General features: G+C 65.1%; 11 protein-coding genes. 6 read left to right on the top strand and 5 right to left on the bottom strand.

Translation table 11 applies throughout. The features are described from left to right. Window positions 1-324 precede the first annotated feature (324 nt). Both E3T46_RS15760 and E3T46_RS15755 read left to right on the top strand, forming a co-directional pair. Window positions 325-1,845, top strand: a complete 1,521-nt coding sequence (locus tag E3T46_RS15760; RefSeq protein WP_134579264.1) for a leucine-rich repeat protein — start codon at window positions 325-327, stop codon at window positions 1,843-1,845. Between the two features lie 379 nt (window positions 1,846-2,224). Beyond that, window positions 2,225-4,378, top strand: a complete 2,154-nt coding sequence (locus E3T46_RS15755; RefSeq protein ID WP_166790305.1) for a leucine-rich repeat protein — start codon at window positions 2,225-2,227, stop codon at window positions 4,376-4,378. A 113-nt stretch (window positions 4,379-4,491) separates the two neighbouring features. Here E3T46_RS15755 and E3T46_RS15750 read toward each other — a convergent pair whose 3' ends face one another. The 3 genes from E3T46_RS15750 to E3T46_RS15740 all read right to left on the bottom strand — a co-directional run bounded on the left by E3T46_RS15750 (window position 4,492) and on the right by E3T46_RS15740 (window position 8,513). Then, on the bottom strand, window positions 4,492-5,562 hold the full coding sequence (locus E3T46_RS15750; protein ID WP_134441758.1) for a hemolysin family protein: 1,071 nt from the start codon (window positions 5,560-5,562) through the stop codon (window positions 4,492-4,494). Next, on the bottom strand, window positions 5,559-6,911 hold the full coding sequence (locus E3T46_RS15745) for a hemolysin family protein (RefSeq protein ID WP_241980836.1): 1,353 nt from the start codon (window positions 6,909-6,911) through the stop codon (window positions 5,559-5,561). Before E3T46_RS15745 ends, E3T46_RS15750 begins: the two co-directional genes overlap by 4 nt. 162 nt (window positions 6,912-7,073) lie before the next feature. After that, a complete protein-coding gene (locus E3T46_RS15740) occupies window positions 7,074-8,513 on the bottom strand; it encodes a GuaB1 family IMP dehydrogenase-related protein (protein ID WP_134579262.1) in 1,440 nt (479 codons plus the stop codon). Between the two features lie 182 nt (window positions 8,514-8,695). Here E3T46_RS15740 and E3T46_RS15735 point away from each other — a divergent pair, with 182 nt between their 5' ends. After that, window positions 8,696-12,466 (top strand): multifunctional oxoglutarate decarboxylase/oxoglutarate dehydrogenase thiamine pyrophosphate-binding subunit/dihydrolipoyllysine-residue succinyltransferase subunit, encoded by a 3,771-nt coding sequence (locus E3T46_RS15735; protein ID WP_134579318.1) that lies wholly within the window; start codon window positions 8,696-8,698, stop codon window positions 12,464-12,466. A 294-nt stretch (window positions 12,467-12,760) separates the two neighbouring features. Here the strand turns inward: E3T46_RS15735 and E3T46_RS15730 are convergent, their stop codons facing one another. After that, window positions 12,761-13,003, bottom strand: a complete 243-nt coding sequence (locus tag E3T46_RS15730; RefSeq protein ID WP_092451330.1) for a zf-HC2 domain-containing protein — start codon at window positions 13,001-13,003, stop codon at window positions 12,761-12,763. Then, on the bottom strand, window positions 13,000-13,668 hold the full coding sequence (locus E3T46_RS15725) for a sigma-70 family RNA polymerase sigma factor (RefSeq protein WP_092451332.1): 669 nt from the start codon (window positions 13,666-13,668) through the stop codon (window positions 13,000-13,002). The genes E3T46_RS15730 and E3T46_RS15725 overlap by 4 nt, the downstream gene beginning before the upstream one ends. Window positions 13,669-13,773: 105 nt before the next feature. Here E3T46_RS15725 and aroA point away from each other — a divergent pair, with 105 nt between their 5' ends. Genes aroA through bcp form a run of 3 tightly spaced genes read left to right on the top strand, consistent with a single transcriptional unit; the run spans window position 13,774 to window position 16,749 of the window. Continuing rightward, the gene (gene aroA, locus E3T46_RS15720; protein WP_134579261.1) at window positions 13,774-15,135 is read left to right on the top strand and encodes a 3-phosphoshikimate 1-carboxyvinyltransferase; all 1,362 of its coding nucleotides are present in this window, start codon (window positions 13,774-13,776) and stop codon (window positions 15,133-15,135) included. Beyond that, window positions 15,136-16,245 (top strand): ribosome small subunit-dependent GTPase A, encoded by a 1,110-nt coding sequence (gene rsgA / locus E3T46_RS15715; protein WP_134579260.1) that lies wholly within the window; start codon window positions 15,136-15,138, stop codon window positions 16,243-16,245. It abuts the gene before it with no gap. 24 nt (window positions 16,246-16,269) lie between these two features. Then, window positions 16,270-16,749 carry a thioredoxin-dependent thiol peroxidase gene (gene bcp, locus E3T46_RS15710; RefSeq protein ID WP_134441767.1) on the top strand — a complete coding sequence of 160 codons (480 nt, stop codon included), beginning with the start codon at window positions 16,270-16,272 and terminating at the stop codon, window positions 16,747-16,749. The last annotated feature ends 28 nt before the right edge of the window (window positions 16,750-16,777 follow it).

The following is a 16,777-nucleotide window of genomic DNA, read 5'->3' as shown; positions in this document are numbered from 1 at the left end:
TCCGCGCCACGGTGGATTCAGGTCGCGGACTGATCAGCCACTGACGGTTGAATTCGCGGAGTCCTCGCGCTCCCGATCTCGGCGCGCGCTACGTTAACCGGCCTAGCGGCCACCCAGATCGGGCGCGCTCATCCACTGATCGGCGCGAGCCTCTGCACGCGGGCGGACCGAAAACCCAGTAGTTCTCCCGGCAATCACAGTGTCCACCGAGAGAAGACGTGGGTAACACCCCAAGTAGGCTCAAAATTCGGCGCAGGCCGGAACCCTCTGACGTCCACGCCCACCGGGGGGCGAGTCATCACGGTCATCTATTTGGAGGTCGTATTGTCTGTAGCTTTTTCTCTTTCGCGAGGAGCGTCGAAGCGGATGCTGGCGGCATCCGTTGTCGGCCTGCTCGTGGCCAGCTCGATAGCGCTGATCGCCGCTCCGGCGCAGGCCGCGACGTCGGGCTTTACCGCTGCAAACGGCATCCGATACGGTGCCAGCGACGTCGACGGAACGATTACCGCCATTGGCTATGACGGGTCGGCATTGACCGTTGAGATTCCCGACACGGTCACAGAAGCGGGCGCGGAGTACACGGTCACTGCCATCGGGGCCGAGGCCTTTAAATATTGGGGCCTTACCGGGGTCATCATTGGCCAGAACGTGAAAACCATTGGCCAGATGGCCTTCAGCAGGAACTCCGTGACCGGGCCTATTATCATTCCGGCGTCCGTGCAGACCATCGAAGACGATGCGTTCAGCTCAAGCGGTACTCTAACGTCACTGGACATTCCAGCGTCAGTGACACACATCGGCGAGGCAGCTTTCGGTGGCACTAGCCTGAGCTCGGTCACTCTGCATGAGGGGCTCGAAAGCATTGGTCAATACGCATTCTGGGGAAACCCGATGACGGCAATCACCATTCCGGCGTCAGTGCAGACCATTGGCGCGAACCTCTTCTGGGACGGCCACGTCGTAGCGGTGACTTTCGCCGGCGCAGCGCCGACACTCTGGAGCACTGACGCCATCAATCCGGACTCGGGCCACGTCGATCCGTCACTGGGCGACGCTGAGGGCTTGACGGTGCACTATCTGTCGACGTTCGGAGTTGACGGAGGGCGTGCCAATGGGTTTACGACGCCGACCTGGATGGGCTACAACACCGTGATTGACCCGATCGTGTCGTTTGACGTCACCGGGCACGACGCGATTGCTAAACAGCGCTTGGTTGCAGGCGAGCGGGCCACGGCTCCTACTGTCACGGATGCAGGCTTCGATGGCTGGTTCACCACGGCAGACTTCACGACGCCGTTTGATTTTTCGGTCGCTCCGACCGACGACGTGACCGTGTACGCGAAGTGGCCCGTAGCCGCGGTGGTTATTGGAGAGCCGGTTGTTGAGCCGGTCGCGCCGTCGTCGCCGACCCTGACTCTTGACCTCGGCCTGGCCGTTGGCGACGTCGTCGCCGGCGCCCCGGTGACGGTGTCCGGTGCCGGGCTCAAAGCCGGCTCCGACTACACCGTCATTCTGCGCTCCACCCCGGTACTCCTGGCCGGCGGAACGATCGACAGCTCCGGAGCGTTCACAGCCAGCGCTGTTCTGCCGACCGGACTGTCGGCCGGACAACACACCGTGACCCTGACAGGCACGGCCACTGACGGCTCTTCCCTGTCTCGCGTTGCCTTCCTGACGGTCAGCGCGACCGGGACGGTCACCTACCTCTCCTACACCGCAGCGGATGCTGCCACCGCAGCGCTCGCGGCAACCGGATTCACGGCCGCGCCGCTCGGCTTCGCCGCGCTGCTGCTGCTCCTGGCCGGAGCCGCGCTCGTCGCGGCCCGACGTCGGAGCGTCGCGTAACGCATCCACTGAAGTCGGCCGTCACCGCGTGAATCATGCGGGTGACGGCCGACTTGTGCGGTCGGAGCGCTGCGACCCGCCGCGAGCGCGCCCGATCTGGGTGCTCGCTACGGTAACGGGCGTAGCGGCCAGCCGAATCGGGCGCGGCCATCCGCTGATCCCTTTTGCTGGAACAGAAGCACCCATCCCAGTAGTTCGTAACGAAATCCCAGCACTCCCACTCTGGGCAAATGGGGGGGTGCTCGAAGTAGGCTCAAAATTCGGCGTGTGTCGAAACCCTCTGACGACCACGCCCGCCGGTGGCCGAGTCGTCACGTTCATCTACCGGGAGGTCGCAGTGTCTGTAGGTTTTTCCCTTTCGCGAGGGGCGTCGAAACGGATGCTAGCGGCATCCGTCGTCGGTTTACTCGTGGCCAGCTCGATCGCACTGATCGCCGGACCGGCACAGGCCACGACGGCAGGCTTCACCGCCGCGAACGGCATTGTCTACGGACCGAGCGCTGGTGACGGAACGATTACCGCCATTGGCTATACCGGGTCGGACACGACCGTTGTGATTCCTGCCACGGTCCTAAAGGACAGCATGACCTACCCGGTGACCGCCATCGGCGAGTACGCGTTCATGGGGAAGGACCTGAGCTCTATAATCCTCTCCGACGGGCTCATTAAAATTGACAGTTATGCCTTCGGCCAAAACCCGATGACGGCTATCACCATTCCGGCGTCAGTGACGTACATCGGGCAGGACATCTTCTATGACGGCGTAGTCGTATCGGTGACTTTCGCCGGCCTCGCGCCAACAACACTCGACGACTCTAATGCCAGCTATCCGCCGCTGGGTTGGGGTTTGAGGAATGAGGGTGTGACGGTTACGCCTGTGACGGTGCACTATCTGTCACAGTTCGGGGCCACCGGCGGGTTTACGACGCCGACCTGGATGGGCTACAACACCGTGATCGACCCGATCGTGTCGTTTGAGTCGAACGGGCATGGCACTATCGGTGCGCAGCGCTTGATTGCAGGCCAGCTGGCTGTAGCTCCTACTTTTACGGGTGAAGAGGTCGGCTGCTGGACCAGCGATGCAGCGTTGACGACAAAGTTTAATTTTTCGGTCGCTCCGACCGACGATGTGATCCTGTACGCGAAGTGGACCCCCTGCACGGCATTCACCACCGCAAACGGCATCACGTACGACACGAGTGCTGGCGACGGAACGGCGACCGCCGTCAGTCTTACGGATGCGGCGTCGAGGATCGTTGAGATTCCTGACACGGTCGAAGATATGGACACGACCTACCGGGTCACCGCCATCGGCGACCGCGCCTTTGCGTATAAGAGCCTCACTGCAGTCACCATCGGCCGGAACGTGACCACCATTGGTTTCGCAGCCTTTCAATCCAACTTGTTGACGTCGATCAGTATTCCGGCGTCCGTGACGACTATCGGCGGTAGCGCGTTCCACACGAACAGCTTCCTGACGCTACTCGACATTCCAGGGTCAGTGGAAAACATCGGCGACGCGGCGTTCGCTAACACCGGCCTGACCTCGGTCACCCTGCACGAGGGGCTCGAGTCCATTGGAGGGTATGCTTTCGCAAACATCGCAGGTCTTACGGCGATCACCATGCCAGCTTCAATGCAGTCCATCGGCGCGAACATTTTCTACCGGACCCCCGTCGTATCGGTGACGTTTGCCGGCGCAGCGCCGACGCTCTTCGCTGACAACCTCGAGCCGTCGCTGGGTAACGCTGAGGGCTTGACGGTGCACTATCTGTCGCAGTTCGCAGTGGACGGCGGGTTTACGTCGGGCGCGTGGACGGACTATCTCACCGTGATCGACCCGATCGTGTCGTTTGAGTCGAACGGGCATGGCACTATCGGTGCGCAGCGCTTGATTGCAGGCCAGCTGGCCGTCGATCCTGTTCCGACGGATGCAGACTTTGATGGCTGGTTCACCACTGCAGACTTCACGACGGAGTTTGATTTTTCAGTCGCTCCGACCGACGATGTGACCGTGTACGCGAAATGGCCCCTGGCCGTGGTGGTTGAACCTGAGGCACCTTCGTCGCCGACCCTGACGCTTAATCTCGGCCTGGCCGTTGGCGACACGGTCGCCGGCGCTTTGGTGGCCGTGTCGGGCGCCGGGCTGAAAGAAGGTTCGAGTTACACCATCATTCTGCGCTCCACCCCGGTACTCCTGGCCGGCGGAACGATCGACAGCTCCGGAGCGTTCACAGCCAGCGCGAATCTACCGACCGGACTATCGGCCGGACAGCACACCGTGACCCTGACGGGCACGGCCGCTGACAGTTCGATCGTGTCTCGCGTCGCGTTCCTGACGGTCAGCGCCACCGGCACGGTCACCTACCTCTCCTACACCGCAGCGGATGCTGTCCTGTCCGTCACCGCGACCTCCACCACCACGGCACTCGCGTCAACCGGATTCACAGCAGCGCCATTGGGCTTCGCCGCGCTGCTGCTGCTCTTGGCCGGAGCCGCGCTCGTCGCGGCCCGACGTCGAAGTATCGCATAACGCATCCACTTAAAAAACGGCCGTCACCGCGCGAACTACACGGGTGACGGCCGTCTTATGGCGGTCTCGGCGAGCTCGACCAGCGAATTGGGCGAGTTCCGCAGCTGCGCCAACTACTCGCGGCGGGTGGCGTCCTGTACTTCGCCGACAAGCTCTTCGATAATGTCCTCGAGAAAGAGCACCCCGGTGGTTTCGCCCTCGGCGGTGAACGACCGCGCGAGGTGCGCGCCAGAACGGCGCATGGTCGCGAGGGCATCTTCGAGGTCGGTGTCTTCAAAAATTGAGATCAAGGCACGGATGCGCTTGGCCGGGATCCGCCCCGAGTAGCTGTCCGGCGCGGCCAGCGTTGCTTCCCCGACCGATGCGATATCGAGGTCGAGAACGTCCTTCAGGTGCACGTATCCGGTGAGATAGCCCTCGGCATCGGCCAGCACGTACCGGGAGAACCCGTGGCGAGTGACGGCCTTCTCCACGTCGGCCGGGGTGGCCGACTCGGGCAGACTGACCAGCTTGGACAGACCAACAGCCACGTCGCGCACCTTGAGGTTGGTGAACTCGAATGCCGCGGTCAGCGCGCCGGTCCCGTCGCTCAGCACACCCTCTTTGGTGGACTGCGTGACGATCGTGGCTACCTCGTCGAGCGTGTACGCGCTGGTCGCCTCATTCTTCGGCTGCACGCCAAACAGCCGCAGCACACCATTCGCGCAGGCGTTGAGCGTGACGATCACCGGACGAAAAACGCGGGCGACGAACACGAGCGGCGGGGCAAGCAGCAACACGGCCTGGTCGGGGACGGAGAAAGACAGGTTTTTCGGTACCATCTCGCCGAACACCACGTGCAGGTACGAGACCAGCAGCAGTGCGACGATGAAGGCGATCGTGCCGATCAGAGCCTCGGGCAGGCCGGTCAGGGCCAGTGGCACCTCGAGCAGGTGGTGGATCGCCGGTTCGGAGACGTTCAAAATGAGCAGCGAACAGACCGTGATGCCCAGCTGCGAGGTCGCGAGCATGAGCGTTGCGTGTTCCATCGCCCAGAGCGCGGTCTTGGCGCTGCGTTTTCCGGCCTCGGCGAGCGGCTCAATCTGGGAACGACGTGCCGAGATGACGGCGAATTCCGCTCCGACGAAGAAGGCGTTGGCGGCGAGCAGCACGACCAACCAGGCAAGTCCGGCCCAGTCGCTCATTTGTCGCTCACCTTCTTTCGATCAGTCTTGGGCCCGGGCGGAACCGCCGGCTCCGGCGCCACCTCCGGGGTGAAACGCAGTCGGTCGATGCGACGCCCTTCCAGACGCTCAACGGTGAGGAATCCGCCCGGCACCGGCACGCGGTCGCCGGTGACCGGCAACCGCCCCAGCTCGCTCATCACAAAGCCGGCCACGGTCTCGTAGGGGCCCTGTTCCGGCACGACGACACCGGTACGATCGAGCAGTTCATCCGGCCGCAGCATTCCGGGAAAGGTCAGCGAGTCGGGGGAGCGCACGACGCCGGCCCTGGCCCGGTCGTGCTCGTCGGCGACCTCGCCGACCAGTTCCTCGACCAGGTCCTCCAGGGTGACGACGCCGGCGGTTCCGCCATATTCGTCGACGACGATCGCCATCTGGTAGCCACGACCGCGCAACTCACCGAGCAGGTCGTCGAGTTTCATCGTTTCGGGAACGCGAACCGGGTCGGTCTGCAGGGCCGAAACCGGCACATCCGCTCGCCGATTGCGCGGCACGGCCACCGCCTGTTTGACGTGCACGACACCCGCGACGTCGTCGACGCTCTCGTCGACGACCGGGAACCGGGAAAAACCGGTGGAACGCGCGAGGTCGATGATGTCCTGCGCCGAATCGGTGCGGTGGATACTCGCGACCCGCGGGCGCGGAGTCATGACATCGGAGGCGGTGTGTCCGGAGAACATCAACGTGCGGCGCAGCAGGGTCGCGGTGTCCTTCTCGAGCAGCCCAGCGCTGGCCGAGCGGCGTACGAGCGATGAGAGCTCTTCAGCGGTGCGGGCACCCGAGAGCTCCTCCTTGGGTTCGATGCCGAACGCGCGCAACAGGCCGTTGGCGCTGTTGTTGAGCACGAGCACGGCCGGTTTGAACACGGCGGTGAACGCGGTCTGAAACGGAATGACCAGCCGAGCGGTCGGAATCGGTAACGCAAGCGCAAAATTCTTCGGGACCAGTTCGCCGATGACCATCGACACGAGGGTCGCCGAGACGATGGCGATCGTGGTGCCGAAGACGGGAACCAGGTCAACCGGCAGCCCGGCCGCGGTGAGCGGGCTGCGCAGCAGGGACGAGAGGGCCGGTTCGATCGTGTACCCGGTCAGCAGCGTGGTCAGGGTGATGCCCAGTTGCGCACTCGACAGGTGGGTCGAGGTGATTTTCAGCGCCGCGATGGTCATGGCGAGACGGGTTTCCCCGCGATCGCGGCGCGCTTCAAGGTCGGCGCGATCGAGATTCACCAGGGCGAACTCACTGGCGACGAAGATGCCCGTTCCCACCGTGAGGATGAGGCCGAACCCGAGCATGATCAGCTCAGACAAGGATTTCACCGCCGGCAGTCACGGGCGAGGGTTTGTCAGGCGAGGGTTCAGCGGTGGGAGGGTCATCCATTATTCCTCCGAGTATACCGGGCGCACCTGCCTGCGCGCCCGGCCACACCCATTAGCGCAGCACGAGAACCGTCCGGCAGCGCCCGGCCACATCTACCAGGAGACCGGCAGAGCCTTGCCCTCTTCGTACCCGGCCGCCGACTGAATACCCACGAGCGCTTTCTCGTGAAAGTCGGCGACGGTGGTGGCGCCGGCGTAGGTGAACGACGAGCGCACGCCAGAGGTGATCATGTCGAGCAGGTCCTCGATCGACGGCCGCAGCGGGTCGAGGTAGATCTTCGAGCTCGAGATTCCCTCGGCGAACAGGGTCTTACGGGCGAGGTCGTAGGCGTCGAGGCGATCGAAGCGTGCCTGAACGGCCTTGGTCGAGGCCATTCCCCAGCTTTCTTTGTACAGCGCGCCGCGGGCATCCGTATTCAGCGTTCCTGGCGCCTCGGTCGTGCCGGCAAACCAGGAACCAATCATGACGGATGCCGCCCCAGCGGCCAGCGCGAGGGCCACGTCCCGCGGGTAGCGCACTCCCCCGTCGGCCCAGACGTGCGCGCCGAGCTCACGGGCCGCGGTGGCCGTTTCGAGCACGGCCGAGAACTGGGGCCGACCGACGGCGGTCATCATGCGGGTGGTGCACATGGCGCCCGGACCGACTCCCACCTTGACGATCGTGGCGCCGGCACCGACCAGGTCGCGCACGGCGTCCTTGGTGACGACGTTGCCGGCCACGATCGGCAGCCCGAGGTTCAGGTCGGCGACGATGCCGAGGGCACGCAGCATGCCGTCTTGGTGGCCGTGCGCGGTGTCGATCACCAGAATGTCGACGCCGGCGGCGGCGAGGGCGCGGGCCTTGGCGGCGACGTCGCCGTTGATGCCGATCGCGGCAGCGACCTTGAGCCGACCGCGGGCGTCCAGTGTCGCCTGGTACAGGGTGGAGCGCAGGGCGCTCTTGCGGCTGAGCGTTCCGACGACGGTGCCGTGGTGCAGCACCGGCGCGAAATCGATGTCCGCCTCCGTCATCAGGTCGAAGGCGCGGCGCGGCCCCTCGACGTCGTCGGCGTCGAGCGCGGCGAGTTCACCGTGCAGCAGATCGCCGAGGCGCGCATCGGGCAGCGCGGTCGCCAGCCGGCTGGCGACGATGCAGCCCAGGTAGTCTCCGCTGGTGGAGTGGATGACGATTCCCTGGCCGGGCGAGGCCGGAACCTGCCGCAACGCCATCTCGACGGTATCGTCCGGGGCAAAGGTGAACGGCGTGTCGAAACGAACCGATTGGGCTTTGACCCAGCGAATAGCGGCATCGAGGTCCTGCAACGGCATGTCCTGCGGCAGCACTCCGAGCCCCCCGCGGCGGGCCAGCGAGGCAGCCAGGCGTGGCCCGGTGACCGAGTTCATATTCGCCGACACGATCGGAATCGTCGCGTCCGTACCGTCATTGGGTGCCAGGGAGACATCCAACCGGCTAGTGACAGCCGATTGTCCGGGCACCAAAAACACGTCGGAGTAAGTCAAATCATGGCTGGGCGTCGTTCCATAGAACTGCATACCAAGAACGCTAGCCGTTCGACAGGGTGTTAGTGGTCGCGCGGGATGGGATTAGGCTGGGCAGTAAGACTGACCTGGCGGTCACGATCGTCAGCGACAGGCTCAATGAAAGCGCAGAATGACCCGGCAACGGACCTTGCCGAGGGCATCCAAATTCAAAGCAGAGAGTGGGCGATCCCACGGTGTCAAGCCAGGTAACCGGTGGAGCTTCTGACGAGACAACGTCAGGCGAATTCGGAGCAAACGAGTGGCTCGTTGACGAATTGTATGAGCGATTCCTGATCGACAAGAACTTGGTTGATGAGTCGTGGTGGCCGGTGTTGGAGAGCTACAACCAGACCGCGAACACTCCCATTCCAGCGGATGCTGCCCCCGCAGCAGCGCCAGCAGCATCCGTTTCACCGGCGCCGGCCGCAACCGCCGCAGCCGCAGCCCCGGCCGTACCGGCAGCGCCAGCTCAGGTGACTGAGAACCAGCCGACGGCCCGCACCACCTCGAGCGCGCCGAAGCCGGCCCCGGTTCCCGCCGACGCTCCCGTCACCAGCCCGCAGGCCGTCGTCACCGACGAGTCAGCGCCGGTCAAGCAGGACAAGGTCGTTCCGCTGCGCGGTATGGCGAAGTCACTCGCGACCAACATGGTCACGAGCCTGACCGTGCCGACCGCGACAAGCGTGCGCACCATCCCGGCCAAGCTGCTCATCGACAACCGCATCGTCATGAACAACCACATGAAGCGGGCACGCGGCGGCAAGGTCAGTTTCACCCACCTGATCGGCTGGGCGCTGATTCGCGCGCTCAAGATGTTCCCGAGCCAGAACGTCTACTACGACGAGGTCGACGGCAAGCCCTCTGTGGTCGCTCCCGCCCACGTCGGCATGGGCCTGGCCATCGACATGCCCAAGCCCGACGGCACCCGCGCCCTGCTGGTTCCGGCGATCAAGCGTGCCGACACGATGACCTTCGGCGAATACCTCGCCGCCTACGAAGACCTCGTCACTCGCGCCCGCCAAAACAAGCTCACGGCCGACGACTTCGCCGGAGCGACCCTGTCGCTGACCAATCCGGGCGGCATCGGCACCGTGCACTCGGTGCCCCGCCTGATGAAGGGCCAGGGCTGTATTATCGGCGCCGGCGCCCTCGACTACCCGGCCGAATTCCAGGGCTCGAGCGTCAAGACGCTTACCGGCCTGGCCATCTCAAAGACCATCACCCTCACCAGCACCTACGACCACCGCGTCATCCAGGGTGCAGGGTCGGGCGAGTTCCTCAAGATCGTGCACGAGCTTTTGATCGGCCAGCACAACTTCTACGAAGAGATCTTCTCGGCGCTGCGCATCCCGTACGACCCGATCCACTGGGCCCCGGACATCAGCGTCGACCTCGCGAGCGCCGTCGACAAGACCGCGCGGGTGCAGGAACTGATCAACTCGTTCCGCGTGCGCGGCCACCTGATGGCCGACATCGACCCGCTCGAGTACTCACAGCGCAGCCACCCCGACCTCGACATCGCCACCCACGGGCTCACGTTCTGGGACCTCGACCGGTCCTTCGTGACCGGCGGTTTCGGAGCGAAGCGCCAGATGCTGCTGCGCGACATTCTCGGTGTGCTGCGTGACTCGTACTGCCGCACCACGGGTATCGAGTACATGCACATTCAGGACCCGGCCCAGCGCAAGTGGGTGCAGGAGAAAATCGAGAAGTCGTACGTCAAGCCCACCCACCACGAGCAGATGCGTATTCTGGCCAAGCTCAACGAGGCCGAAGCCTTCGAAACGTTTCTGCAGACCAAGTACGTCGGTCAGAAGCGCTTCAGCCTCGAGGGCGGCGAGTGCACCATTCCGCTACTGGACACCATTTTGCAGGGCGCCGCCGAGCAGGGTCTCGACGAGGTCGCGATCGGGATGGCCCACCGTGGCCGCCTGAACGTTCTCACCAACATCGCCGGCAAGACCTACGGCGAGATCTTCCGCGAGTTCGAGGGCACGCAGGACCCACGCACCTTACACGGCTCCGGCGACGTGAAGTACCACCTCGGCACCACGGGCATGTTCCGCGGTGAAGACGGCGCCGAGATTCCGGTATCGCTGGCCGCGAACCCCTCGCACCTCGAGGCCGGTGACGGCGTGCTCGAGGGCATCGTGCGCGCCAAGCAGGACCGCAAGCCGATCGGCACCTTCTCCACCCTGCCGATCCTCATCCACGGCGACGCCGCGATGGCCGGCCAGGGCGTCGTACTCGAAACCCTGCAGATGTCCCAGCTGCGCGGCTACCGCACCGGCGGAACCGTACACATCGTGGTCAACAACCAGCTCGGGTTCACCACCCTGCCGCAGGATGCCCGCACCAGCGTGTACGCCACCGACGTCGCCAAGACCATCCAGGCGCCGATCTTCCACGTCAACGGGGATGACCCGGAGGCCGTGGTACGCGCCGGCGAGCTAGCCTTCGCCTACCGCCAGGAATTCAAGAAGGATGTCGTCGTCGACCTCATCTGCTACCGCCGTCGGGGCCACAACGAGGGCGACGACCCCTCGATGACGCAGCCGCTGATGTACAACCTGGTCGAGGCCAAACGCAGCGTGCGCAAGCTGTACACCGAGGCGCTCGTCGGCCGTGGTGACATCACCGAGGAAGAATACGAAGCCGCCCACCGCGACTTCCAGGATCGCCTCGAGCGCGCCTTCCTCGAGACCCACGCTGCCCAGACCGCGTCGATCCCGGTCATCACGCCGGAAATGGCCGCCACGGCCAAGGCCGAGGCTGAAGCTCAGGCCCGTGAAGACGCCGCAGGTGAGCCAGAGACCACCGGTGTCCCGGAGAGCGTCATCCAGCTCATCGGTGATGCATTCAACAACAAGCCGGCCGGTTTCACCGTGCACAATAAGCTGCAGCAGCTGTTGCAGAAGCGCCTCGACATGAGCCGTAACGGCAATATCGACTGGAGCTTCGGCGAACTGCTCGCGCTCGGCTCGCTGCTGGTCGAGGGCACCCCGGTGCGTTTTGCCGGACAGGATGCCCGCCGCGGCACGTTCGTGCAGCGTCACGCGGTGCTGCACGACCGGGTGAACGGCCAGGAATGGCTGCCACTGGCCAACCTCAAGGACAACCAGGCCCGATTCTGGATCTACGACTCGCTGCTGAGCGAATACGCCGCCATGGGCTTCGAGTACGGCTATTCGGTGGAACGCGCCGACGCACTCGTGCTCTGGGAAGCCCAGTTCGGTGACTTCGCCAACGGTGCGCAGACCATCATCGACCAGTTTGTGTCCTCCGCCGAGCAAAAGTGGGGCCAGCGGTCATCCGTTGTGCTGCTGCTGCCGCACGGCTACGAGGGTCAGGGCCCTGACCACTCCTCAGCCCGCATCGAACGATTCCTGCAGCTGTGCGCCGAGGAAAACATGACCGTGGCGCGCCCGTCGACGCCCGCGTCGTACTTTCACCTGCTGCGTCGCCAGGCCTACATGCGTCCGCGCCGTCCGCTCATCGTGTTCACGCCCAAGTCGATGCTGCGCCTGCGCGGAGCGACGAGCGCCGTGTCTGAATTGACCAGCGGCAAGTTCGAAGCGGTCATCGACGATGCACGCGTGAACGACAAGAACGCCGTCAAGCGCGTTCTGTTCATGGCCGGAAAGATCTACTACGACCTGCTGAACGAACTCGAGAAGAACCCGAACCCCGAGATTGCCCTCGTGCGCGTCGAGCAGTTCTACCCGCTGCCCGCCGTTGAGCTGAAGAACGTCGCCGCCCAGTATCCGAACGCCGAACTGGCCTGGGTGCAGGACGAACCGGAGAACCAGGGAGCCTGGCCGTTCTTCTACCTGGAGACCAACAAGCTCGGCCCGCGCGCCATGCGGCTGTTCTCCCGTCCCGCGTCGGCCTCGCCGGCGGCAGGTTCGGCCAAGCGCCACGCGGTCGAGCAGGCCAAGCTGCAGCGCGAGGCGCTCACGCTGTAACCGCACGTGAAAATGGAGGGTGACCCAGGGGTCACCCTCCATTGGTGTTTCTGCGCGGCGGCGGGCGCGGCTTTGCGACCCGCGCCTGGCCGGTTGCAACCGGGGCCGGCGCGACGAACACGTGCCGTCAGCGGATGCGCGCGGTCACGCCGCCGCTCGCGGCACCCCGCGCTAGAGTGCCACGATCCATGACGAGCGCCACGAGGGTGCGGCGTGGCCAGCCCGCGTGCGAGCGCGGCGGCATCCGTTTGCCTACCAGCGAACAGCGACAGGCGATTGAGCGTGCGCGCTCAGCTAGTGCGAGGCCTGGAGGGCGCGCAGCTTGAGCAGGACCTGGTCGCGCAGAACTTCGGGCGCGGTTTCCTTGCAGGCGCGCTGCATCACCTCGGTCATGGTGCGTCCGATCAGGTGTTCGGCGCTGCAGTCGGTGCAGGTCGCCAGGTGCTCCTGAATGTCGGCCGCATCGTCTTTGCGGAGTTCGTTGTGCAGGTATTCTTCGAGTTCGGCCTTGGCCTTCTCGCAACCACAATCGGTCATTTGCTTGCGCTCCCGGATGTTTTCTGTCCCTGGCCTAGTCCGCGCTCGGCCGCATAACCGGCCAAGAGCTCACGCAGGAGTCGCCGGCCACGGTGCAGGCGGCTCATCACGGTGCCAATGGGTGTTTTCATGATTTCGGCGATCTCCTGGTAGGAGAATCCTTCGACGTCGGCGAAGTACACGGCGAGTCGGAAGTCTTCGGGAATGGACTGCAGGGCTTCTTTGACGGCGCTGTCCGGCAGATGGTCGATGGCCTCGGCCTCGGCCGACCGTCCCGACATGGCGGTCGTCGATTCGGCGCCGCCCAGCTGCCAGTCTTCGAGCTCATCAATGGTGCCCTGATAGGGCTCACGCTGCTTCTTGCGGTACTGGTTGATGAAGGTGTTGGTGAGGATGCGGTACAGCCAGGCCTTGAGGTTGGTGCCCTGCTCGTACTGCGCGAAAGCGGCGAAGGCCTTGACAAAGGTCTCCTGCACGAGGTCCTGGGCATCGGACGGGTTGCGGGTCATGCGCATGGCGGCCGCGTACAACTGGTCGAGGAACGGCAGGGCCTGTTCTTCGAACAGTCCGCGGGTCTGCTCGCGCAGCTCGGCCTTGGTCGGTGCAACCAGTTCTGTGTCGTCAACCGGAATAGATTCCGAATTGACGGGCGTGTCTGAAGTCATCACGGGCAATTCTAGGCCGTTCCCCACAGCCAGGGGTCGTTCTAACAGCATTGACACCGTCACGGGCCTCCCTCAGATTGCTATCACCGACTATTCTGATAACCGATGTTGATCTCGAGATATTCCAAGCCGGAGTTCGATCCGTACGGCGACAATTCACCGACCGAAGTGGATGTCTGGTGGCCGGCGCCGACCATTGGCGCGCCATTGCAGGCGGTGCTGGCTCTGCCGGGCTCGAAATCCCTGACCAACCGGGAGCTCGTCGCATCCGCTCTCGCCAGTGAACCGTCTCTGCTGCGCGCGCCGCTGCACTCTCGCGACAGTGATCTCATGGTCGATGCCCTGCGGCAGCTCGGCGCCACGATCGAGGCCGTTGCGGGCGACGGGGCGTTCGGAACGGACCTGCTGGTGACCCCGCCCGAGGAATTGCTTGGCTCCACCACGATCGATTGCGGCCTGGCCGGCACGGTCATGCGTTTTCTGCCCCCGCTCGCAGCCCTCGCGCTCGGCCCGACCACGTTCGACGGCGATGCCGGTGCGCGACGCCGCCCGATGGGTCCCATCATCGGCGCTCTGCGCGACCTGGGCGGCGATATCAACGACGATGGCAAGCACGCCCTGCCCTTCACCGTGCACGGCCGCGGAGCGGTCACCGGCGGAGCCGTCACCATCGACGCCGGCAGCTCAAGCCAGTTCGTGTCGGGGCTGCTGCTGGCCGGCGCACGCTTCGAGCAGGGGCTGCACCTCACCCACTCCGGCGAACGGCTGCCGAGCCTGCCGCACATCGAGATGACCATCGAGGTGCTGCGCGCGCGCGGCGTCGACGTGTCTACGCCAAACGTCGGCGAGTGGATCGTCGCACCCGGTCAGCTCGCCGGTCGCACGGTCGACATCGAACCCGATTTATCAAACGCGGCACCCTTTCTGTGCGCCGCGCTCGTGGCCGGCGGCAGCGTTACCATCACCGGCTGGCCGGAGACGACGACGCAGGTCGGGGCCGACCTCGCCCAGCTGCTGCCGTTGTTCGGCGCCGTCGTCACGCGCGCCGGTGACCGGCTCACCGTCACCGGGGGCGACCACATCGTCGGCGTCGATCTGGATCTCTCCGCTGGCGGGGAACTCGCCTGCACCCTCGTCGCTCTGGCCGCCCTGGCCTCGACGCCGAGCACGATCACCGGCATCGGGCACATTCGCCACCACGAGACCGACCGTCTCGCCGCACTGGCGACCGAGATCAATCGGCTCGGCGGCAAGGTCACCGAGCTGCCCGACGGCCTCCGGATCGAACCGGCGCCCCTGCACGGCGGCCAGTGGCTCAGCTACGACGACCACCGCATGGCCACGGCCGGTGCGCTGATCGGCCTCGCCGTGCCCGGAGTCGAGGTCGAGAACATCGGTACGACCGCGAAGACGCTCCCCCAGTTTCCCGAGTTGTGGCACGCGATGATCTCCGAAGCGGCGCTGTAGATGCCCGTGCCGCCGCCCGCTGACGGTTCTGAGGGTCTTGCCGAGGACCTGGCCGGCGATCCCGGCGACACCTGGTGGGCCTTAGCCGACGACGACGAACCGGAATTCGACGAGTCGAGCGTGCGCGTGCGCCCCGGCCGCAAGGGTAGTAAACCGCGCTCCAAGACCAGGCCGAGCCATCAGGATGCGCTGACCGGGCGCATCCTCTCGGTAGATCGCGGTCGCTACACCGTCATGCTCGACGAGAATCTGCCCACCGAGCGTCGAATCACAACTGCGCGGGCCAGCGAGCTGCGCAAAAAGGCCGTCGTCAACGGCGACCGGGTCGACATCGTCGGCGACACCACCGGAGCCGAGGGCAGCCTGGCCCGCATCGTGCGCATCGTGCCGCGCGACACCCTGCTGCGGAGGAGCGCCGACGATACCGACGCCGTCGAGCGCGTGATCGTGGCCAACGCCGACCAGATGCTGATCGTGGTCGCTGCGGCCAACCCGGAGCCGCGCATCCGCTTGGTGGATCGTTATTTGGTCGCGGCCTATGACGCCGGCGTGAAACCCATTCTGTGCATCACCAAGACCGACCTCGCCGACCCCGCCGCGTTCCTGGCCAACTTCGCCGGCCTCGACCTTCCGGTCTTCCAGAGTGGTGAGGGCGGCATGCCGATCGCCGAGATCTCGGCCGCGTTGGTCGGGCACGACACGGTCTTCGTCGGGCACTCCGGCGTCGGCAAGTCCACCCTGGTGAACGCGCTGGTGCCCGGCACCAACCGCGCCATCGGCGTCGTCAACACCGTCACCGGGCGCGGACGGCACACCTCGTCGTCGACGGTGTCACTGCGCCTCGAAACGGATGCCGGCCGCGGCTGGGTTATCGACACCCCCGGCGTGCGCTCCTTCGGCCTCGGTCACATCAACACCGACAATATTCTCAAGGCCTTCACCGACCTCGCGACGATCGCGGAGCGCTGCCCGCGCGGCTGCACTCACCTGCCCGATTCGCCGGACTGCGCGATCATCGACGCGGTTGAGGCCGGCGAGCTCGGCGACACCGGCCGGGTGCGCCTCGACTCGCTGCAACGGCTGCTCGCCACGTTTGCGCCCGCCCGCTGAGTCTGCTCTCGATACGATGGAACCATGACGGATTCAGCGCGCCTTGCAGTCGGCGATACGGCCCCCCAGTTCACCCTGACCGACCAGGACGGGGCATCCGTTTCGCTTAGCGGTTTCGCGGGCAGCAAGGTGGTCGTGTATTTCTACCCGGCGGCGATGACCCCCGGCTGCACGACCCAGGCCTGTGACTTTCGCGACAACCTCGGGTCGCTCAAGTCCGCGGGCTACCAGGTGCTAGGCCTGTCGAAGGATGCCCCGGCCAAGCTCAAGACGTTCCAGGAGCATGATGCGGTTAACTTTCCGCTGCTGAGCGACAGCGCACTCGACGTGCACCGCGCCTACGGTGCCTGGGGCGAGAAGAACCTCTACGGCAAGATCGTGACCGGCGTGCTGCGGTCGACGTTCGTGTTGGACGAAGCCGGCGTCATCACCCACGCCCTGTACAACGTCAAGGCCACCGGCCACGTCGCCAGCCTGCGCAAGAAGCTCGGCATCGACGCCTGACCGTCTAGCGGTCAGGCGGCCGTGGTCA

This window comes from Cryobacterium sp. Hh11, from assembly GCF_004404045.1.
Lineage (GTDB): Bacteria > Actinomycetota > Actinomycetes > Actinomycetales > Microbacteriaceae > Cryobacterium > Cryobacterium levicorallinum.
Note: the sequence above shows the minus strand (reverse complement) of the source record. Positions and strands in the feature narration are given on the sequence as shown.